Below are 19,050 nucleotides of genomic sequence, written 5' to 3'. Positions count from 1 at the left end.
CGGTCGCTCAGTCGCCCGGGACGACTGTGTTCTCGATGACTCCGAGCCCCTCGATCTCGCTGCGGACGACGTCGCCGGGCCGCACGGGACCGTGCCCTGCCGGGGAGCCGGTGGAGAGCACGTCTCCGGGCGCGAGGGTCAACGCGGCGGTGAGCCACGCCAGTTGCTCGGGAATGGGGTGGAACATCTCGGCGGTGCCGCCGTCCTGGCGTATCTCGCCGTTGACCCACTGCCGGATCCGCAGCGCGTGCGGGTCGGGGATCTCGTCCGCGGTGACGAACCAGGGGCCGCAGATCCCGTAGGTGTCGAAGCCCTTGCCGCGGTCCATGCGGTTGTTGTCCCGCTCCGAGACGTCCCGGGAGCCGACGTCGCAGAAGCTGACGTAACCGGCCACCGCGCGCAGGGCGTTGTCGTGGGTGAGACGGCCCGAGCGGGGACCGATGACGACGGCCAACTCCGTTTCCGGGGCGACCTGTTCGCTGATCGCCGGGTACCGCAGGTCGTCGTGCGGACCGACCAGGGCACCGGGGGCCTTGAGGCAGCCTTGAAGGCCGCGGCGGGCAGGTGGCTCCTGACCGGGGGCGGGCGGACTGCGCGGATAGGTGCGCAGCATGCACCAGACGGTGTGCGGCTTGCCGACGGGCGGCCCTAGCCGCGTGGGCTCGTCGGACCACAGACAGTCCTGGTCCAGTACGCCGGTGTCGACGTTGTCCGCGGTCCACTCGAACAGGCGGTGCAGGGAGGCGAGTTGGGGGTCGGTCTGGAGGAGGGTGGGCAGATCGCCGGGGAGTGTGTGGCGGGCGCGGGCCAGGGCGTCGTCCCGGTGGACGCCGTCGGTCTCCAGCCGTCGCACGAACGCGGCCCGGATGTCGATGAGGTGGTGCGGAACGACCTCGGCGAAACAGAGACGATCGCCGAAGGGAGTCCGCCGCGAGGCGATTTTCACTGGTGAGGGGAGCTTTCCGTGGGGACGGGCGAGTCGGGTACGGCGGCGCCGGGCGGGGCGGCCCGAGTTGCGGACCGGGCCGCCACCCGACGCCGGAGGACTCAGTCGTTGTCGGCGTCCTTGGGGTTCTCGAAGCGGATGCCGCCGTCGGTGACGATGGTGACGAACTTGTCGTCGTCCGGTTCGTCGGAGAGCTGGATCGGCGGCAGGCCGACGGTGAACAGCACGAGTTCGTCGGTCGCGGTGTAGCGGGCCTTCTCCCCGGGGTCGGCCTCGACCGCGCCGAGCTCGCCGATCCCGGTCCCCTCCACCGTGCCGGTGCCGGAGAGCACCACGGTCAACCGCTTGGCGTTCTCGCTCTCCGAGATCCACTCGGCGCCGGCCTCGATCTTGAGGAACTCGATCCAGAACTGCCGCTCGGTGTAGGTGCCGATATGCCGGCGCTTCACACCCGGCCAGCCCGCCACCGCCAGCCAGTTGAAGTGCTCGGGGTTGCTGACGACCACGCCGTTGTAGCGCGGCTTGGGGAACTTCTGCTCCCGCAGGGGGCGGCGCTCGGCCTGGGCCGCCTTGTTGTCCGGGCCTCGGCCGCGGCCGGCGGCCATGCCGAGAGCGGAGGCGCCGGGGAACTGCAGCACGAGCTGGAGCTGCCTGGGGTCGGTGAGCTTGTCGTCCTGCGGGCCGTAGGTCTGCCCCTCGGGGAAGTAGCCGACCTCGCCCTCGCGCAGGATGCCCTGCTCGCCCAGGTTCATGTCGCCCACCAGCGGCAGCCGGATCTGCTCGAAGGTGTGGCAGTGCCGGGGCATCAGGAAGTCGGCCTCCTGACGGCCCAGGATGTAGCGGTAGTTCTCCAGGGGCTTGGCCCGGTCCCCCATGAGCAGGTAGTTGAACGAGACCGTCCCCCTGGGGTGGTCCATCTTGTACGCGTTCTCATCGAACGGCGCGATCTTCATCGCTGTCCTCCGTGATCGGGTGCTTGACGCCCATTCACGAAACCTTCCTAGTAGGTTGATGTCAAGGTAGGCGGCGAGCTTTCATGGAAAATGAAGAGAACAGGCAGGCCCCTGACCCGAGGCAGGCCAGATCTTGAATCAACCTACTAGGTAGGTTACTGTTGCCTTGAATGGACCATCCTGGTCCGGCCCCCGGCCCGGGACACCCTTGGGAGCGACATGTCCGTGCCTCACACCCCGGCGAAGATCTTCCGCGGCCGCGTGGCCGACCAGATCGTCGAGGACCTTCGCGCGCAGATCCTCGGCGGCAGCCTGCCCGACGGCTCACGCCTGCCCTCCGAACGGGAACTGGCCGCCTACTACGACGTCAGCGGCCCCACCGTCCGCGAGGCCGTCCGCGTGCTGACCGCCATGGGTCTGGTCAACACCCGCAACGGCAGCCGGGCGACGGTCACCGCGCAGGGCGACACCCTGCTCGCCGTGTCCATCGCGTCGGTCGTGCAGGTCGAGAAGGTCGGCGCCCGGGAGGTGTTCGGCCTGCTCGGCGTGCTCAACGCCTACGCGGCGGAGCTGGCCGCCGAGCACGCCTCCGACGAGGAGGTCGCCCGGCTGCGCGAGGCCGCCGAAGCCGTTCCCGCCGCCGAGGGTGTCGAGCGATCGGCCGCCGCCCTTGAGCACTTCTTCGGCACCCTCTCCGACCTCTCGCACAACCCGTTGCTCGCCGGGCTGTGCCGGTTCATCACCTCCATGCAGCTCGGGCTCGCAGTGAAACTGTCCGGCGGCGAGAGCGGCGACTGGGGCAAGGTCGCCGGCGCCCTCCACACCGAGCGGATGCGGATCGTGGCCGCGATCGCCTCGCGCGACCCCCGGCACGCGGCCTCCGTGGTCCGCGACTACCACCGCCAGGTGGTCGAACGCATCGCCCTGACCCGCAAGGACGACGGGAACGGCACGTCCACCGCCTCGGACGCCGGCCTCACCGAGGCCCTCACGGCATGGCTGCGGTCGAACGTGACCCTGGGCGGCCAGGCCCCGAACCGGGCCGCCCGGTCGTGACCGCGCCGACGCCCACGCCCCGCACCGTCCGCGACGCCACCTTCGACGTACTGCGGCAGCACAGGCTGACCACGGTCTTCGCCAACCCGGGCTCCACCGAGGTCTCCCTGCTCGCCGACCTGCCCGAGGACCTGCGCTTCGTCCTCGCCCTGCACGAGGGCTCGGTGGTGGGTGCCGCCACCGGCTGGGCGCTCGCCCGCGAGCAGCCCGCCCTGGTCCTGCTGCACACCACCGCGGGACTCGGCAACGCGGTCGGAGCACTGGCCACCGCGCGGGTCAACCGGGCGCCCCTGGTGGTGCTGGTGGGCCAGCAGGACCGGCGCCATCTCGCCCAACAGCCGTTCCTCGCCGGGCGGTTGGAGGGGCTGGCCGGGGACTATCCGGTACGGGTGGAGTCACCGGTGCGCGCCCAGGACGTGCCCGGCGCGATCGGCCGGGCCGTGCACGCCGCCCGTCAGGAGCGCGGCCCGGCGCTGGTCCTCGTGCCCATGGACGACTGGGCCGAGCCGGCCGAGGACCTGCCGCTCGCCGCACCGGCGGCCGTCCGCAGGCCGACGGCCTCCGACCCCCGGGCGGTCGCCGAGGTCGCCCGTCTGCTCGCCCGCTCCACGTCCCCGGTCCTCGTGGTGGGGGCGGGCGCCGACAGCGAGGACACCTGGGCCGCGCTCGGCGGGCTGGCCGAACGGCTCGACTGCCCCGTATGGCAGGAGCCCTTCGGGGCACGTGCCGGATTCCCGCAGGACCACCGGCTGTTCGCCGGTCACCTGCCCGCCGACCGGCCCCGGCTGCGCGCCACGCTCGACGGGCACGACCTGGTGCTGTGTGTGGGCGCCCCGTTCCTGCGCCAATACCCCTACACACCAGGGAAGTTGACCGACGCCCGGGTGATCGTGATCACGGACGACCCGGCCGAGGCCCAGCACTCCGCCGCCGAACTCGCCGTCGTCACACCCCTGCCGGACTTCTGCGGCCGCCTCGCCCGACGCACCCCGGCCAGGACGGAGGCCGCCGCGTCCGAGCCGCTACGCCGGGTCACGCACCCCGAACCCCCCGCCGCGGGCGCGCCGTTGACGCCCGCCCACGTCCTGGCTGCCCTCTCAGTGCGCCTGCCCGCCGACACGGTGCTCGTGGAGGAGACTCCCTCCTCCCGTCCCGACCTGCACGCCCTGCTGCCGGCCCGCGCGCCGCTCGGCTTCCTCAGCGCCGCCATGGGCGGCCTCGGCTTCGCCCTGCCGGCCGCGGTCGGGGTCCGCATGGGGCAGCCGCGCCGTCCCGTGGTCGCCGTCGTCGGCGACGGCTCGTCGCTCTACCAGATCCAGGCCCTGTGGACCGCCGTGCACTACGGCGTGGGCGCCGTCTTCGTCGTCCTCTCCAACGGCCGGTACGCGGTCATGGACAAGCTGGCCGGGCAGCACGGCGGCAAGCCCCCGTGGCCCGCCTTCGGCGAGATCAGCGTGGCCGGCCTCGCGGAGTCCCTCGGCTGCCCCGCCCGCCGGATCACCGAGTACGCCGACCTGTGCGCGACGCTCGACGCCCTCTGCCCCGGCCTGGCCGACCGCACCGAGCCGCTGGTCCTCGACATCTCGGTCACGGCCGACGGCACGTTCCAGCCCTGAAGCGACCGCCCGCCACCCCCTGGTCGTGCTCCTCCCGCACCCCAACCCGCACCTGGAGGCCGTCATGTCCCTGCTCGATCCCGCCCTCTGGTCCGGCAACGCCCACATCGGCGGCTGGACGGCTCCTACGGGCGGCACCGCCCCCGTGACCGAACCCGCCACCGGCGAGGTCCTGGACGTCATCGGCGTCGCCACCCCCGAGGACGTCGTCATCGCGGCCGAACGAGCCGCCCGCGCACAGACCAGCTGGGCCCGCGTCCCCTACACCGAGCGGGCCGCCGTACTGCGCCGCGCGGGAGACCTGTTCACCCGGTATGCCGACGAGATCCAGGAGTGGCTGATCCGCGAGGCCGGCAGCATCCCGGGCAAGGCGGACTTCGAGACCGCCACCGCGGCCCAGGAATGCTACGAGGCCGCCGCACTCGCCTCGCGTCCCCTCGGCGAGGTGCTGCCCACGGCTGAGCCCCGGCTCAGCCTGGCCCGCCGGGTGCCCGCGGGCGTGGTGGGCGTCATCGCCCCGTTCAACGTGCCCCTCGTCCTCGGTATCCGCTCCGTCGCCCCGGCTCTGGCACTCGGCAACGCGGTACTGCTCAAGCCCGACCTGCGGACCGCCGTGTCCGGCGGGGTGGCGATCATGCGGGTGTTCGAGGAGGCCGGGCTGCCCGCCGACCTGCTCCACCTCCTGCCGGGCGGCGCCGATACGGGAGCCGCGCTGGTGGTGGCTCCGCAGGTGCGCGTGATCTCCTTCACCGGTTCCACCGCGGCGGGCCGCAGGGTCGGCGCGGCGGCGGCCGAGCACCTCAAGCGCGCCCACCTCGAACTCGGCGGGAACTCCGCCCTGATCGTGCTCCCGGACGCGGACCTCGACCGCGCCGCGTCCACCGCCGCCTGGGGCTCCTTCTTCCACCAGGGGCAGGTCTGCATGACGACGGGACGGCACCTGGTGCACGCCTCGATCGCCGACGAGTACGTCGCACGGCTCGCGGACAAGGCCGAGCACCTCCCGGTCGGCGACCCGGCGAAGGAGGACGTGGCGCTCGGCCCGGTCATCGACCACGGCCAACGGGACAAGATCCACGGTCTGGTCACCGCGAGTGTCGACGGCGGTGCCCGGCTGGTGGCCGGCGGCACGTACGAGGGGCTCTTCTATCGGCCCACCGTCCTCACCGAGGTGACCGACGCGTCTCCGGCCTACGCGGAAGAGGTCTTCGGCCCGGTCGCACCGGTGCGCACCTTCACCGACCTCGACCACGCGGTGTCCCTGGCCACCGCCACGCCGTACGGGCTGTCCCTGGGCATCCTCACCTCGGACGTGATGCGCGGCCTCGACCTCGCCGAGCGCATCCCCACCGGCCTGGTCCACATCAACGACCAGACCGTCAACGACGAGGCCGTGGCCCCCTTCGGCGGCGTCGCCGCCTCCGGCACCGGGGCCCGCTTCGGCGGCGCGGCGAACATCGAGGCGTTCACCGAGACCCGCTGGATCACGGCTCGGGCGAGCCAGGCACCGTATCCCTTCTGAAGGATGCGGGCGTGAGGGACGTCAGGCCTGCTCGACGAGATGGACCGTCGGACCCGACCTGGTCCGACGGTCCACGTGATCTGCGAGGCGGCTCGCTCGGTCCGGTCAGCCGAGCAGGGTGTCGCCCTTTACCGTGTGCGTCGAGCCGTCGGCCAGGTGCAGGGTGACGGTGCCGGTGATCGCGCCGTCGGGGTCGCCGTCGGGCCACCAGGCGGTGAAGCGGCCGTCCTCGATCGTGGCCTCGGTCGTGTGCCCGTGGTCCCGGACGGTGATGCCCTTGACGTCCGAACCCGCCCAGCCGACCACGTAGTTGAGCTCCTCGTCGCCGCTGCCCCGGGAACCCAGCGTGTCCACCTTGATGTGTCCGTCGGGCTGTTGGCGCACCGGGGAGATGCCCATCGACGTGCCTCCGTCCGAACCGGCCAGGCAGTAGGCCGACACGTCGCCGCGCGTGACGACCATCGAGGCGACCTTCCCGCGCAGGTCCGCGTTGCTGATCACCGGCTCGGCGCCGGTGCCGTTCACGTCCAGGCACCACTTTCCGGCGGCAGAACCGCGCGCGGCGGCGACGTCCACGCTCTTGGCGGTACCGGTCCAGCTGGCCAGTTCCGAGGAGGACAGCGGGCCCGAACCGCCCAGACCGGGCAGACCGCCGTTCACCGCGACCAGCGCGAGGCCGGCCGCGAGCGCCCCGGCCGCCGTGAACGACAGTCGCCGTACCAGTGGGCGGCGGAACGTGGCGCCGACCGAGCGGCCGGGGCGCTCGCTGTCGTCGAGGATGGTCCGCAGCAGCGTCTCCTCACGGTCCGTCTCCTGTGCGGACGGCGTACGGCGCGGCGCGGCGTCGAGGTCGGCGAGGCGGGCGAGCAGGTCGTTGGTCATGAGAACTCCTGGCTTTCTGTTCAGTGCGTGGGCAGTACGTGAGGAGCGCGTGGGTCAGCGTGTGGAGAGGGAGAGCGCGGACGCCTCGGTGGCGGCGGCATGGCCCAGTTGGCCGGCCAGGCGTCGTTTCGCGCGGGTGAGGCGCATGGAGTACGAGGCCCGGGTGCAGCCCAGTACCCGCGCCGCCTCCTTGGCGGTGAGGTCCTCCCAGACGTGCAGCGCGAGGACTTCCTGGTCGGCTGCGGCGAGCGCCTGCCAGGCCTCGACCAACTCCAGCCGGCTGTCCACGCCGTCCGTCGGGTCGTGGGCGTCGACGGTGGCGATTCGACCGATGTGCACGACGAGCGCGGACTGCCGGCGCATGCCCCGGTTCGCGTTCAGCATCAGATTGCGGGCGGTGCCGAACAGCCAGGGCCGTGTGTCCTCGGGCAGTTCGCGCCGTCGGCGCCACGCCGCGAGGAACGTCTCACCGACGACGTCATCGACGTTCATCGGATGCGCGCGACGACGGACGAACCGCAGCACGTCCTCGTAGTGCGCCCGGTACACCTCGGTGAACTGGGCTTCGGTGGCAATGGGCATGTACTTCCTTCCTGGCGTCTGCCCCTACGTGTCCGGCGCGCGTACGGGTGCAACAGGTGTTCAGGGAAACCGTGTTGGGGCTCGGCCGTTCAGGTCCGGGGATCGCGGGCGTACGTCAGCTCGCCCAAGGCCTGAGCAGCGCCCAACTGGCCACGGAATTCCGCGAGGGCGAGGTGCGGAGCCGCGTGAAGGTGGTCGAGGAGACGGGTGAGCGCTCCGCCCCGTTGGTGACAAGGGCGGAGCGCTCGGCCGGGGTCACGCGTCCGGGGCGTCTCCGGGCTCCGGCCGGAAGGGGCACTCGCCGACGTGGGTCGTGTGGTCGAGGGCCCTCGGGGAACCGTGGGCAGGCATGACACGCGTGTCGCTTGCCTCGTCCGACGGCGGGGTGAAGGCGACGTCCAGGCGGGTGAGGCCGCGGAAGTTGAGGCTGCGCTGCCACTTCGGGGGCTCGGTGCCGTCGAGACGAAGGTCGGGGAGGCGGGTGAGGAGGGCCTCCAGGACGATCGTGCCCTCCAGCCGGGCCAGCGCAGCGCCGAGGCAGAAGTGCGGACCGTGTCCGAACGCCATGTGCCGTCCGCCGGGCCGCTCGAAGTCCAGCACGTGGGGATCGGGGAACACCGCCGGATCCCGGTTGGCGGCGCCGCACACCAGGAGCACCGTCTGCCCTTCGGCGATGGTGCGGCCCGCCAGGTCCAGGTCGTGCCGCGCCCGGCGCAGCATGAGCTGCACCGGGGCGTCGTAGCGCAGGAGTTCCTCGACCGCGGCGGGCAACAGGTCCGGCCGCTTGCGGAGTTGTTCGGCCGCGTGCGGGTGGTGGAGGAGGGCGAGGGTGGCGTTGCCGATGAAGTGGGTGGTGGTCTCGTGGCCGGCGATCAGCAACAGGGCGCAGTTGGCGAGGAGTTCGTCGGCGTCCTGGTCGGTGTTCTCGGCCTGTGCGGTCACCAGTGCGCGCAGGCTGTCCGGGGCCGGCGGGGTTTCCGGACTGGTGAGGAGTTCGCGGAAGTAGGCAAGCATGTCCGCCATGCTCTGCGAGGCCTCGCGGTTGCGGTCGGCGTCGAGCCGGGAGTTGCCTATGGCCTCGGCGACCGGCTCCGACCAGGCCGTGAGGGCGGGACGGTCCTCCTGCGGTACGTCGAGGAGGTCGCAGATGATGGTCAGCGGCAGCGGGCGCGCGAGGTCCGCGACGATGTCCATCCGCCCGGTCGGCGCCGCCTCGTCGATGATCCGGTCGACGGCTTCGAAGATCCGGGCGCGGAGGGTCTCAACTGCCCGCGGAGAGAAGGCTTTACTGATCAGGCCCCTCAGCCGGGAGTGGTCCGGGGCGTCGTTGTAGAGCATCTGCCGGCTCAAGACCCGGGCCAGCGGCCGCAGTTCCTCGGACACGGCCTCGATGTCGGGATAACGCACCGACGACAGCCCCGGGTTGCCCGCGGCGCTGCTGACCACTCCGTGCCCGGTCGCGATCCAGGCGCTCAGGTGACGGTCCCAGAAGAGCTCGTCGGTGTTCCGCAACTCCTCGTAGAAGTCGTAGAGGCGCTCTTGGACCTGGGGCCGAAAGGCCGGGAGCAGCGAAGTAACGGTGCGCATCGCGCCAGGCTAGATCATGTACGGACATGGAGGAGTTGTCGTTCCGGAAACAGGCTGTGTCGGTTCATGTCGGCGTCTAACGGGAGCTGGGGCGTGTTTCGGCTCGTTGCTCAAGAGTGCACAGAAGGCACGGTCACCGTCACGGGCGCTCCTCGTCGACTCTCCCGAAGCGCGTCTCGACAGTCGCGGCGACGACAGCCGCAGAAACCGCCAAGAGGCCGACGACGAGCGGCAGTTCGACGGTCACGCCCGTCAGGGAGCCGGCCAACGCCGTTCCGGCGGAGCCGGACGTGATCTTCAGGGCCGCGACCCAGATGAAGACCTGGCCGCGCGCTCCGCTCGGCGCGTACTCCGTGCGGGCCGCGAGGGTGGAGGCGAAGAAGAAGGCGTTGAGGATGCCGGTGAGGGCGTAGGCCGAGGCGGTCACCGTGAAGGCGGGGCTCGCGGTGACGGTGAGGAGACCGGCGACGACGCCCAGGGCGAGGCGGCGCATCAGCCGCTCCGGGTCGCCCGTGAGCGGGAAGACCATGACGGCTATGGACCCGGTGAGGTTGCCGAGGCCGTAGGCGGCGGTCAGTACTGCCGCGGTGGCCGGTTCGATGCCGAGGATCTTCGTCATGTGGACCGCGGTGATCGGCAGGGCGGCGACACTCAGGGCGACGATCATCGTCAGGTAGACGGTGCGCCGAAGCGGACCCGTGCGAGCTATCAGCGCGAGAGTCGCTCCCGGCTTGCGGATCGCCGTCCTGTCGCCACCGTGGGACGGCGCGGTGAAGGGCAGCAGCAGGACGCCGCCCGCAGCCGCGGCCGCCCCCACCGCGAGGGCCAGAGCCGCCGCGGTGGGCGAGACCCAACCCGACAGGGTGGCCACCAGGGACGGGCCGACGGTGCCGCCGATGCCGTAGGTGGCCACGTCCCAGCCCTGGGCCCGCCGCTGCGCGCGCAGTGGCGGTCGCGGTCCGACGATGGCGGGCAGTCGGCTGCTGATACCGCCGGTCAGCAGCGGCCCGCAGGTGCCGGCCGCGGCCAGCAGCAGCCCGGTCAGTGCGGCAGGCGCGTGGCCGTACGTCAGCACTCCCCCGGTCAGCGCGACGGCGTACAGCAGGCAGGCCGCCGCGATGACCTTCCGGCCGTCGCGGGCGAGGTCCAGCGGCCGGGCGACGAAGGGGCCGAGCAGGTGCGGGGCGGTGATGCACGCACCGAGCACCCCGGCGAGCGTCCCGGAGCCACCGGACGAGGTGACGAGCAGAACGACGGCGACCACCGCTCCGCCGTCCGCCGTACGGGCGAGGGCCGCGGCGACGACGTAACGCGCCAGGCCGTTGCCACCCTTGCCGCCCCTGCCGCCCTTGCCGGGCGAAGGCGGAGCTGCCCACACCCGCCGCGTGCTTGCTATGTGCTGCTCCCCCATGGCGGTTCGCGCTCAGGAGGTGAGGCCGAGGGCGTCCAGCGCGGCGACGACCTCCGCGCGGGCGGTCTCGTCCAGTCCTCGCAGGGGACGCGGCAGGTTCGGTTCGCCCGTCAGGCCGAGGTGGGAGGCGGCAGCCGACATGACGCGCAGGCTGCCGTGCCGGCGGAACAGGGCCCACAGCGGTTCGAGTCCTTCGGACACTTCCACCGCCTGGTCCGCGTGGCCGGCCTGCGCGGCGCGGGTGAGGGCGAGGGCGGTCCGCGGGAAGGTGCCGCCGATGACCGAATACCAGGCGTCGCACCCGGAGTTCAGGCCACGGGCCGCCGTCCAGTCGCCGCTCACCCCGATGGTGACGGTTTCCGGGATCAGCGCGCGCAACGCGTCGACGCGGAGCCCGGCCTCGCGCGGATCCTCGGGCACACCGGGGATCTTGATCGAGCCGACGTTCGGCAACTGCGCGATACGGCCGTGCAGTTCGTCGGTGAAGTGGACGTGCGTGGTGCCCGGGTTGTCGTAGACGCACAGCGGCACGGAAAGTTCGCGCGTGACGTCCTCGTACAGGCCGAACACCTCGTCCTCGGTGAGCAGTTGATACGTCATCGGGGCGAGCAGTACTCCGGAGGCGCCCGCCTTCTGGGCGTCCTCGGCCAGCTCCAGCACGTGCGAGGTACGCAGCGCACCGATCCCGACGATGACGGGAGTCCCGTCGGCGGCCTCCACCGCAATCTTCGCGGCGCGGGCGCGCTGCTCCCGGGTGAGGTAGGCATACCCGCCGGTGGAACCGAGCGCGCCGATCGAGTCCACGCCGGCGGCGGCAAGGCCGGCGACGAGCGCCGCGTACGCCGCTTCGTCGATGCCCTGCTCGCTGGTGGGTGTGAGGGGGAAGGCGCTCAGGCCGCGGAACATGATGGCTCCTTGAGTGGGTGGGACAAGTGGATGGGAAAGGCGGCGAACAGTGGGGGGGTGGGGTGTTCGTGATGGTCAGCTGGCCGTCGAGCGCAACTCCGCCACGACCGCGGCGAGTTCGGCGGCGAAGGCCTCGGCCTGCGGCTCGGTGACGGTGGAGGCGGTGACCCGGATCGCGCCCTGGTGGGCGGCCGGATCCGGCGCGAAGAGGTGGCCTGGCCGCACCGCCCAACCCCGCTGCGCCAGGGCGGCAACCACGGCCCGTCCGTCGACGTCGAGTTCGACCCATACGTTCAACCCGTCGGGCCGGTACGGGACTTCGATGCCCTGGGCGCGCAGCCGCTCGACGAGCAGGCCACTGCGCCGGGCGTAGAACTCACGGGCCCGTTCATGGAGTTCGTGGACCCGGGGATCCAACAGGAGTTCACGGGCGATGTGTTGCAGCAAGCGGCTGACCCAGGTGGTGCCGGCGCTCAACCGCGCCTCCAGGCGCGCGGTGGTCTCGGCATCGGCGGCGACGAGGGCAAGGCGCAGATCCGGTCCGAGGAACTTGGACACGGACCGCACCAACGCCCAACGCGTACTGCCTGGTGGTGTGACCCGGTGGTACGGCCGCGCGGAGACCGCCGAGAAATGATCGTCCTCGATCACGAGTACCTGGGGGTGCTTCGCGAGGATCGCACGCAGGTCGGCCGCCCGTTCCTCGGTGAGGCTCGCACCGGTGGGGTTGTGGGCGCGGGGCGTGCAGACGACCGCGCGGGCGCCGGCCTCCAGGGCGGCCCGCAGCGCGCCGGGGCGCATACCGGCGCCGTCGACCGCGACGGGCGCGGAGCGGTAACCGCTCAGCCGCAACGTCCCGATGCTCGCCAGGAAACAGGGGTCCTCGATCGCCACCAGATCCCCGCGGGTGAGGTGAGCGTTCAGCAGCCGCTCGGTGGCATCCACCGCTCCGTGCGTCACCAGCGTGCGGAACGGCTGATCGATGTCCTCGGCGAAGTCGGCACGGGCCCATGCGTCCAGCCCCGGGTCGATGGCGGGCGCGCCGTACAGCGGCGGGCTGTACTCCCCGCGCCGGGCGGCGCCCAGGATGTCGGGCAACAACATCGGGTCGGGATTACCACTGGCCAGGTCGACGCAGTCGCCCGCGACACCAGCCGCGACGCCTTCACGCGCGAACTGCGGCACCGCCGCGACCACCGTCCCGCCGCGCCCCCGCGTCTCGGCCACCCCCGCCTCGACAAGCCGCCGGTACGCGAGGGCAACCGTATTCCGGTTGACCCCCAACTCGGCCGCGAGCACGCGCACCGGGGGCAGACTCGCCCGCGGCGCCAACTCGCCCGAAGCGACCTGGTCCCGCACACTCCCCGCGATCTCGGCCGCGGTGGTGCCCTTGATGCTCACGTTTTCAGCTCCGCTCGAACAGAGGAATTCGCCCTATGCCAAAGTTTGTCCTATGCCAAAGATACGTCATGGGTGGGCTCGGTTTTCATGGGTCGCGGGTTCGGGGTGAGTGGGTGAGTGGGTGAGTGCGAATGGTGTCGGTCACTGTCCGCGCCCGCAGGGAGCCCGGTCCCGGCGGCGGGCTGTCGTCGCGGGACTCGCGGCTACGACCCGGCTACGACTCCGCGTCTGCGCCCGCGCCCGCGCCCGAAGCGGCGATCGGCGCCGTCAACCGAACGCCCGCGGGGGCCGAACACCCTTGGAGCACAGGGCACTTCAGCCCCGAATAGGAAACCCGCACCGAGCCGGAGTACCGGAGGGCGGTCGGCTTACGCGATGTGGCGGTTGATGAACCCGTGCCACACGGCAGAGGCGTGCTCCGGAGTGTGACGGTGACCTCCCGCGAAACCGTGGAGTTCTTTGCCGGAGCTCGCGAAGGCGTCAAACAGCTGGAGTTGCCCCTGCCGCGGGAAGATCTCGTCGTCCCACTGCACGTGGAAGAGGACTGGTGCGGTGATGGCGGAGGCGTCGCTCAAGACGCGGTGCGGGGCGTGAAGTCCGGCATTGATGCCGGGAGTTGACTGCGTGCCAAACTTTCCGAACACCGCGCACTTCAGCCCCGGCCCGAGGGCGAGCGCGGCAGCGAGGCCGAAGCGAGTACCCATGGACAACCCGAAGTACGCCTGGCGTGTCGGGGCGGCTGTCCCGACCTCCACCAGGAGGTCACGCGCGGCGACCCAGTCGTCGGCCATGTGGTCCAGCACCCGACCGATACCCTCGGCGGCCATCCGGCTCTGGTACTCCACCGGCGTGAGAGGCGACGCCACCCGCTCACCGTGGAACGGGCCGTCAATCGCTACGGCCGCGCAGCCGGACGATGTGATCCGGTCGGCCATCGACAAGATTCGGTCGCTGTGTCGATGGCCACCGCCACCGTGCCCCAGCAACACCAGAGGGACTGCCCCTGACCGACCGCTCGGCGTCCACACGGTGCCAGGAACCGTCGAGAGCGGCCGGTTGATCACGAACGAGCGCTGGGTGGAGTGATCAGATCCCGGGCGGCAGTCGGACCAGACCACATGCTGACTCACATCGCCATCAAAGCACGAGGAAATCCAAGCTCGCCACGATTGTTCGCGGCTTCGACTGTTCATGACTTCGACACTGGAGAGGGCCGTCCCCATGTCAGATCTCACTGCCGAGCTCACGGCGTTCATGACGCGGTATGAGCAGGCCACCAACACTCACGACATCAATCGTGTGGCGCCGTTGATCGATTCGGATGCCGTCTACTGGTTCTCCGACGGTTCCCATCGGGGCCTGGGCGAGATCACGGGAGCAATCGAGCAGACCTTCGCGGCCATCCAGGACGAGGTGTACGAAATCCAGGATCTTGAGTGGGTTGTCCTGTCTGCCGACCACGCCGTGTGCCGGTATCGCTTCTTCTGGACGGGGGTGGTCGACGGCCGTCCTCGGTCCGGACAGGGACGGGGCACGAACGTGCTCGCGAAACGGGATGGTGGATGGAAGATGCAGCACGAGCATTTGAGCCCCTGATCTGCGGGTCCGCTCCCAGCACGTCAAGCGAGCCACTCGTCGATATCAAGCGACCCGACGATCGACCGCAGGCTCGCGACAAGGTCCGCGAGGGCATCGGTGGGGGCATCAGCGCGGGTGATCGCGCAGATCCGGACGCCGTCGGAAGCGTCGGCGATCCGCCGAAACACCACCGTGGGCAGGGAGTTGGTGAACGCGATCGGCCCGGGGTGGATACCCACGTGGCCGCTGGTAGCAACGTGCACGGCCAGCTCGTCGTAGCGACCCACCTCCTCGATGTGGGTGCGAGGGACGCCGGCCCGGACGATGTCCGTCGCCCTTGCGGAACCGGCCGGAGACCGCGAGATCAGTCGGGCCGATGAAGACCGCGTCGACGCCGGCGACCTCGCCGAGGGCGTCGAGGGCGTCGAGGGCTCCGACACTCTCGGCCTGGACCACGAGACGCACCTCCTCATTGCCGGAGCGCAGATACTCACCGAGGGCATCGAGTCCCCACCGCCCGGCCTGTCCGGAGTTGCCGGCCCCGCGCCGCCCGAGCGGGGGAAACCGTGTCGCCCGTACGGCGTCCCGCGCGCGGGCGGCGTCATCGACCTGCGGGACGAACAGGCCGGCCGCACCCGCGTCCAGCGGGACCTGGGAGTCACGTGGCGCGGTGCCGGCGACCCGGACGAAGGGCGCGATCCCGCAGCCCCGGGCCGGCCCGATCATGGTCGACATCGTGCGGGTGCCGATCGCGCCGTGCTCGGCGTCGATCACGACGAAGTCGAACCCTCAACCAGCAGAACAGTCCGGGCAGCCGGGCATGCCCATACACGCTCCATCCCGTGACCTTCACTCCCGCAAAGTTGATGCTTTCCACGGGGCACTCTCACCGCCCCTCGCGCCCGACCTACCCAGAGACCTGACGACCCGTCGTCGAAGTCAGCATTGAGTCAGTGGGAGGTACCGATGGGGATGCTGATCAACATCTCGCGGTTGGTGCAGCCGCAGGTTCGGTGGGGTGGACAGCTTCTTCAAGAGCCGCGGCTGCAGCCGCCAGAACCGATGCCTGCCACCCGTACGCCATTCGCTATCGCGACGCAACAAGTCGCCAGTGCGAAGAGACGGGGTACGCGGCACGCACAGCCGCACTCGACCGGCTGAACGAGGCGTACGACGAAGAACACAACACCCCGTGCCAGGCAGCTGACGCGGTCCTCGGCCGGCCGCCCCAGGACCGCTGCCAACCAGTCGTTCCGTGCGCCTGCCCACGGCATCGTCACAACTACAGATCTCCACGGGGGGCGCCGAAGTCTCCGACTCGACATAGGCGCACACGGGGGAGTCGACGTTTCCCGGCGCGCCGGTCGGTCACCCGGAGAGCGCACGGCCCCTACCCGTGAGGAGAGCGTCATGACGGAGTTCGGATACTTCCTCTCCTGTGAGGAACACGGTCCCGCCGAGTTGGTGGAGCAGGCCAGGATGGCGGAACAGGCCGGGTTCACGTCTTTGTGGATCTCGGACCACTACCATCCCTGGAACGACAACCAGGGGCAGAGCCCCTTCGTCTGGTCGGTGATCGGCGCGCTCTCGCAAGCCGTCTCGCTGCCTGTGCAGACGGCCGTGACCTGCCCCCTCATCCGTACGCACCCGGCCGTCGTCGCCCAGGCGGCGGCCACCAGCGCCGTACAACTGGACGGCCGCTTCCGGCTCGGCATCGGCAGCGGGGAAGCTCTCAACGAGCACATCCTCGGCGACGCGTGGCCCGAGGCCGACGTACGCCTGGAGATGCTGGAAGAAGCGGTGCACGTGATGCGCGAGCTGTTCACCGGGAAGCAGATCAGCCACCGGGGCAAGCACTACACCGTGGAGAACGCCCGCCTCTACACCGTCCCCGACGAGCCGGTCCCCATCGACGTCTCCGCCTTCGGCCCGCACGCCGCCGAGGTCGCCGGCCGCATCGGAGACGGATTCATCACCATGGCACCGGACGCCCCCGCCATCGAACGGTTCCGACGCGGCGGTGGCGGAACCAAGCCCGTCTCCGCAGGACTCAAAGTGTGCTGGGGAACCGACAAGGACGAAGCCGTCCGTACGGCGCACCGCCTCTGGGCCAACGAACAGCTCCCCGGCGAACTCGCCCAACTCCTGCCCACCCCACGCCACTTCGAGCAGGCCTCCGAGCTCGTCGGCCCCGATCGCGTCGAGGCGAACGTCACCTGCGGCGACGATCCGGACACCCACGTGGAGGCAGTCAAGGAGTATGTCGACGCCGGCTTCGACACCGTCTACGTCAACCAGATCGGGCCGGACCAACAAGGCTTCTTCGACTTCTACCGCACCAAAGTGCTGCCCCGAATCGGGAACTGACGAGCCCCGTGCGAGCGCGACACGCGACCCGTGGAGCGGGAACCCGCGGATCGGTTCGGAGAGGCGCACCACGCAACGTCCACGGCCCCTCCTCCATGAACAAGCGGCAGTTACAAAGGGTGGGCCCTCGGCCGGGCCCTCGGCCGCTGATCACGACACCCTGCCTCCCCTTCGACGGACTCCCGCGACCGTCCCCGACAACCGCCGTCGCGAGGAGCGCAAGCGATGGGTGAGTCCCTTGCCTTGGTATCCGCGCTGTGCTTCGGAGTCACCCACTTCGTCAACGGTCTGCTGTCCCGGCGGGTCGACGGAATGACCGTCGCACTCCATGCCCAGCTGGGCGGGACCGCCCTCGCGCTCGTCCTGGCGCCGAGTCTGCCCGGCGGCTCCGCCTCGCTCGCGGACTACGGCTGGGGAGCACTGTCGGGGGTCGGAACGGGGGTGGGCGTCGCGTTCCTCTACCGGGCGATGTCGCAGGGAGCGATGAGCGTCGTCGTCCCCGTGAGCGACGTCGGCGCCGTGGCGCTGCCGGTGCTGGTGGGCGTGGTGCTGCTCGGGGAACGCCCCGCCGCGCTCGTGTGGGTGGGCATGGCTGCCGTGCTGCCGGCGCTGTGGCTGGTCTCGCAGGACACACCGGGCACGGCCGGGGAGAGCAACGGGACGATCTCCGAGGGGGTGCCGAGCGCCCTGGTGGCCGGCGTCGGGTTCGGTCTGCAGTTCCTGGCCATGGCCCAGGTGGACGGCGACAGCGGTCTGTGGCCGGTGGTGCTGAGCCGGGTGGTGTCCGTCGTCGTCATCGCCGGCGTATTGCCCTCGTACGGCGGCCGTTGGACCATGCCGACCGAAGCGTGGGCGGCAGCGGTGGCCGCGGGCATGGTCGGGACGGCCGCCATCGTGCTGTATCTGGAGGCGACCACGCGGCAGCTCATGGCCGTGGCCACGGTGCTCTCGTCGCTGTATCCCGCCATTCCCGTCGTCCTCGCCCTGCTGTTCCTGGGGGAACGCCTCAACCGTCGCCAGGGCTTCGGTCTGGTGTGCGCGGCACTGGCCATCGGCCTGATCGCCCTGCGCTGAGTCGTGTGTCGTGGGCGAGGACACGAGTTGGTCTCACCGTCGGCGCCTGCGGCGCAGCACCGCTCCCAACCCCGTCGCCACCGCTCCCGTCGCGGCGGCCAGCACGAGCCCGGGGTGTCGCGCGAGCGCCGCCTCGGCCGAGCGGGGGTGGGACGTCTCGTCGAAGGTGCCGTGTGCTCCGTAGTCGCGTCCCGGGGCTTCGTCCGCGGGGCACCAGAGGTTGGTCCTGCGGGCCCCGGGTCCGCTCTCGTCGGTCTCGTCGGTCTGCTGCGACGCGTAGCCCGTGCGGGCGAGATAGCGGTCCAGCAGGCTCGGCGCCACCTTGTTGGCGAGGATGGTCGCGGCGGTGGAGGCGCCTACGTAGTACTGCTTGCGGTGTGGATGGTCCGCCGCGTTCACGACGGCTCGGGCGGCCACCTCGGGCTGATAGATGGGCGGTACGGGCTGAGGGGACTTCGGCAGCCGCGACAACACCCAAGAGAACTGTGGGGTGTTAACCGCCGGCATCTGCACCACGGTCACGTGTACGTGGCTGCCTTGGTGCATGAGTTCCGTGCGGACGCTCGAAGTGAAGCCGTTGACGGCGTGCTTGGCGCCGCAGTAGGCGGACTGTAGCGGAATGGCCCGGTCACCGAGGGCCGATCCGACCTGCACGATCACGCCGGCGTCCCGCGGGATCATGCGTTGGAGCGCGGCCCGGGTGCCGTTGACGAAGCCCAGATAGCTCACCTCGGTGACGCGTTTGTACTCGTCGGGCTCGATCTCCATGAACGGCGCGAACACCGACGTGAAGGCGTTGTTGACCCAGATGTCGATCGGTCCGAAGGCCTCCTCGGCGGCCACGGCCGCGGCCTCGACCTGTGCGGGGTCGGCCATGTCGGTGGGCACGCCGAGGGCGCGGCCGCCCCTGTCTTCGAGATCGGCGGTCGCGGCGTCCAGGCCCGCCTTGCCCCTCGCGAGGAGAACGACGTTGGCGCCTCGCTCGGCGAAGAGCCGTGCGGTAGCCCGGCCGATGCCGGCGCTGGCTCCGGTGATGACAACGGTCTGCTGCTTCATGCTCGTCCTTTTCGTCCGGGCGTATTCGTCGTGGCTCCGTTCCTCTCCTGTCCCCGCGTCCCCCTTGTCCTCCCCGTCCCCCGGTCCCCCCGTCCCCCCGTCCCGGACTATCC

At 70.9% G+C, this 19,050-nt stretch carries 17 protein-coding genes and 1 pseudogene; 6 read left to right on the top strand and 12 right to left on the bottom strand.

What is annotated here, in order from left to right:
* Positions 1-7: 7 nt before the first annotated feature.
* Positions 8-946: a fumarylacetoacetate hydrolase family protein gene (locus ACFWP5_RS29695; RefSeq protein WP_384163072.1), complete on the bottom strand. Its 939-nt coding sequence runs from the start codon at positions 944-946 to the stop codon at positions 8-10.
* Between the two features lie 101 nt (positions 947-1,047).
* The gene (locus ACFWP5_RS29690) at positions 1,048-1,899 is read right to left on the bottom strand and encodes a hypothetical protein (RefSeq protein ID WP_384163069.1); all 852 of its coding nucleotides are present in this window, start codon (positions 1,897-1,899) and stop codon (positions 1,048-1,050) included.
* A gap of 219 nt (positions 1,900-2,118) precedes the next feature.
* Here ACFWP5_RS29690 and ACFWP5_RS29685 point away from each other — a divergent pair, with 219 nt between their 5' ends.
* The 3 genes from ACFWP5_RS29685 to ACFWP5_RS29675 all read left to right on the top strand — a co-directional run bounded on the left by ACFWP5_RS29685 (position 2,119) and on the right by ACFWP5_RS29675 (position 6,093).
* Positions 2,119-2,955 carry a FadR/GntR family transcriptional regulator gene (locus tag ACFWP5_RS29685; RefSeq protein WP_384163066.1) on the top strand — a complete coding sequence of 279 codons (837 nt, stop codon included), beginning with the start codon at positions 2,119-2,121 and terminating at the stop codon, positions 2,953-2,955.
* Positions 2,952-4,571 (top strand): thiamine pyrophosphate-dependent enzyme, encoded by a 1,620-nt coding sequence (locus ACFWP5_RS29680; protein ID WP_384163063.1) that lies wholly within the window; start codon positions 2,952-2,954, stop codon positions 4,569-4,571. The genes ACFWP5_RS29685 and ACFWP5_RS29680 overlap by 4 nt, the downstream gene beginning before the upstream one ends.
* Before the next feature lie 64 nt (positions 4,572-4,635).
* On the top strand, positions 4,636-6,093 hold the full coding sequence (locus ACFWP5_RS29675) for a benzaldehyde dehydrogenase (RefSeq protein ID WP_384163133.1): 1,458 nt from the start codon (positions 4,636-4,638) through the stop codon (positions 6,091-6,093).
* Positions 6,094-6,198: 105 nt separating this feature from the next.
* Here the strand turns inward: ACFWP5_RS29675 and ACFWP5_RS29670 are convergent, their stop codons facing one another.
* The 7 genes from ACFWP5_RS29670 to ACFWP5_RS29640 all read right to left on the bottom strand — a co-directional run bounded on the left by ACFWP5_RS29670 (position 6,199) and on the right by ACFWP5_RS29640 (position 14,085).
* Positions 6,199-6,975 (bottom strand): hypothetical protein, encoded by a 777-nt coding sequence (locus ACFWP5_RS29670; protein WP_384163060.1) that lies wholly within the window; start codon positions 6,973-6,975, stop codon positions 6,199-6,201.
* Positions 6,976-7,029: 54 nt separating this feature from the next.
* On the bottom strand, positions 7,030-7,557 hold the full coding sequence (locus ACFWP5_RS29665) for an RNA polymerase sigma factor (RefSeq protein WP_384163057.1): 528 nt from the start codon (positions 7,555-7,557) through the stop codon (positions 7,030-7,032).
* 255 nt (positions 7,558-7,812) lie between these two features.
* Positions 7,813-9,144 (bottom strand): cytochrome P450, encoded by a 1,332-nt coding sequence (locus ACFWP5_RS29660; protein ID WP_384163054.1) that lies wholly within the window; start codon positions 9,142-9,144, stop codon positions 7,813-7,815.
* A 139-nt stretch (positions 9,145-9,283) separates the two neighbouring features.
* Positions 9,284-10,555, bottom strand: coding sequence for an MFS transporter (locus ACFWP5_RS29655; protein ID WP_384163051.1), 1,272 nt, complete (start codon positions 10,553-10,555; stop codon positions 9,284-9,286).
* Positions 10,556-10,567: 12 nt separating this feature from the next.
* Entirely contained in the window at positions 10,568-11,461 is an 894-nt protein-coding gene (locus tag ACFWP5_RS29650) for a dihydrodipicolinate synthase family protein (protein WP_384163048.1), read from the bottom strand.
* 75 nt (positions 11,462-11,536) lie between these two features.
* On the bottom strand, positions 11,537-12,862 hold the full coding sequence (locus ACFWP5_RS29645; protein WP_384163045.1) for an aminotransferase class I/II-fold pyridoxal phosphate-dependent enzyme: 1,326 nt from the start codon (positions 12,860-12,862) through the stop codon (positions 11,537-11,539).
* A 368-nt stretch (positions 12,863-13,230) separates the two neighbouring features.
* Positions 13,231-14,085 carry a dienelactone hydrolase family protein gene (locus tag ACFWP5_RS29640; protein ID WP_384163042.1) on the bottom strand — a complete coding sequence of 285 codons (855 nt, stop codon included), beginning with the start codon at positions 14,083-14,085 and terminating at the stop codon, positions 13,231-13,233.
* Between ACFWP5_RS29640 and ACFWP5_RS29635 the strand changes: the two genes are divergently transcribed.
* The gene (locus ACFWP5_RS29635) at positions 14,084-14,458 is read left to right on the top strand and encodes a YybH family protein (RefSeq protein WP_384163039.1); all 375 of its coding nucleotides are present in this window, start codon (positions 14,084-14,086) and stop codon (positions 14,456-14,458) included. The two genes, ACFWP5_RS29640 and ACFWP5_RS29635, sit on opposite strands and share 2 nt — an antisense overlap.
* A gap of 23 nt (positions 14,459-14,481) precedes the next feature.
* Here the strand turns inward: ACFWP5_RS29635 and ACFWP5_RS29630 are convergent, their stop codons facing one another.
* Both ACFWP5_RS29630 and ACFWP5_RS29625 read right to left on the bottom strand, forming a co-directional pair.
* Positions 14,482-14,727 carry a hypothetical protein gene (locus ACFWP5_RS29630; protein WP_384163145.1) on the bottom strand — a complete coding sequence of 82 codons (246 nt, stop codon included), beginning with the start codon at positions 14,725-14,727 and terminating at the stop codon, positions 14,482-14,484.
* A gap of 112 nt (positions 14,728-14,839) precedes the next feature.
* Positions 14,840-15,175 (bottom strand): annotated as a pseudogene (locus tag ACFWP5_RS29625) (aldolase/citrate lyase family protein); the annotation flags it as partial.
* Positions 15,176-15,850: 675 nt separating this feature from the next.
* Here ACFWP5_RS29625 and ACFWP5_RS29620 point away from each other — a divergent pair.
* Both ACFWP5_RS29620 and ACFWP5_RS29615 read left to right on the top strand, forming a co-directional pair.
* Positions 15,851-16,807: an LLM class F420-dependent oxidoreductase gene (locus tag ACFWP5_RS29620; protein WP_384163036.1), complete on the top strand. Its 957-nt coding sequence runs from the start codon at positions 15,851-15,853 to the stop codon at positions 16,805-16,807.
* A gap of 225 nt (positions 16,808-17,032) precedes the next feature.
* Positions 17,033-17,881 (top strand): EamA family transporter, encoded by an 849-nt coding sequence (locus ACFWP5_RS29615; RefSeq protein ID WP_384163033.1) that lies wholly within the window; start codon positions 17,033-17,035, stop codon positions 17,879-17,881.
* Positions 17,882-17,914: 33 nt separating this feature from the next.
* On the opposite strand, the gene ACFWP5_RS29610 is transcribed toward ACFWP5_RS29615, so the two are convergent.
* A complete protein-coding gene (locus ACFWP5_RS29610) occupies positions 17,915-18,937 on the bottom strand; it encodes an SDR family oxidoreductase (RefSeq protein WP_384163030.1) in 1,023 nt (340 codons plus the stop codon).
* Positions 18,938-19,050 lie beyond the last annotated feature (113 nt).

This window comes from Streptomyces sp. NPDC058469, assembly GCF_042721125.1.
Lineage (GTDB): Bacteria > Actinomycetota > Actinomycetes > Streptomycetales > Streptomycetaceae > Streptomyces.
This window is presented reverse-complemented; position numbering and strand designations above follow the sequence as displayed.

Excerpts from the sequence above, each read along its gene's own strand:
- ACFWP5_RS29685 (WP_384163066.1), top strand. The coding sequence starts at position 2,119 with ATGTCCGTGCCTCACACCCCGGCGAAGATCTTCCGCGGCCGCGTGGCC.
- ACFWP5_RS29690 (WP_384163069.1), bottom strand. The coding sequence starts at position 1,899 with ATGAAGATCGCGCCGTTCGATGAGAACGCGTACAAGATGGACCACCCC.
- ACFWP5_RS29660 (WP_384163054.1), bottom strand. The coding sequence starts at position 9,144 with ATGCGCACCGTTACTTCGCTGCTCCCGGCCTTTCGGCCCCAGGTCCAA.
- ACFWP5_RS29655 (WP_384163051.1), bottom strand. The coding sequence starts at position 10,555 with ATGGGGGAGCAGCACATAGCAAGCACGCGGCGGGTGTGGGCAGCTCCG.
- ACFWP5_RS29620 (WP_384163036.1), top strand. The coding sequence starts at position 15,851 with ATGACGGAGTTCGGATACTTCCTCTCCTGTGAGGAACACGGTCCCGCC.
- ACFWP5_RS29675 (WP_384163133.1), top strand. The coding sequence starts at position 4,636 with ATGTCCCTGCTCGATCCCGCCCTCTGGTCCGGCAACGCCCACATCGGC.
- ACFWP5_RS29610 (WP_384163030.1), bottom strand. The coding sequence starts at position 18,937 with ATGAAGCAGCAGACCGTTGTCATCACCGGAGCCAGCGCCGGCATCGGC.
- ACFWP5_RS29670 (WP_384163060.1), bottom strand. The coding sequence starts at position 6,975 with ATGACCAACGACCTGCTCGCCCGCCTCGCCGACCTCGACGCCGCGCCG.
- ACFWP5_RS29635 (WP_384163039.1), top strand. The coding sequence starts at position 14,084 with ATGTCAGATCTCACTGCCGAGCTCACGGCGTTCATGACGCGGTATGAG.
- ACFWP5_RS29665 (WP_384163057.1), bottom strand. The coding sequence starts at position 7,557 with ATGCCCATTGCCACCGAAGCCCAGTTCACCGAGGTGTACCGGGCGCAC.
- ACFWP5_RS29650 (WP_384163048.1), bottom strand. The coding sequence starts at position 11,461 with ATGTTCCGCGGCCTGAGCGCCTTCCCCCTCACACCCACCAGCGAGCAG.
- ACFWP5_RS29615 (WP_384163033.1), top strand. The coding sequence starts at position 17,033 with ATGGGTGAGTCCCTTGCCTTGGTATCCGCGCTGTGCTTCGGAGTCACC.
- ACFWP5_RS29640 (WP_384163042.1), bottom strand. The coding sequence starts at position 14,085 with ATGGGGACGGCCCTCTCCAGTGTCGAAGTCATGAACAGTCGAAGCCGC.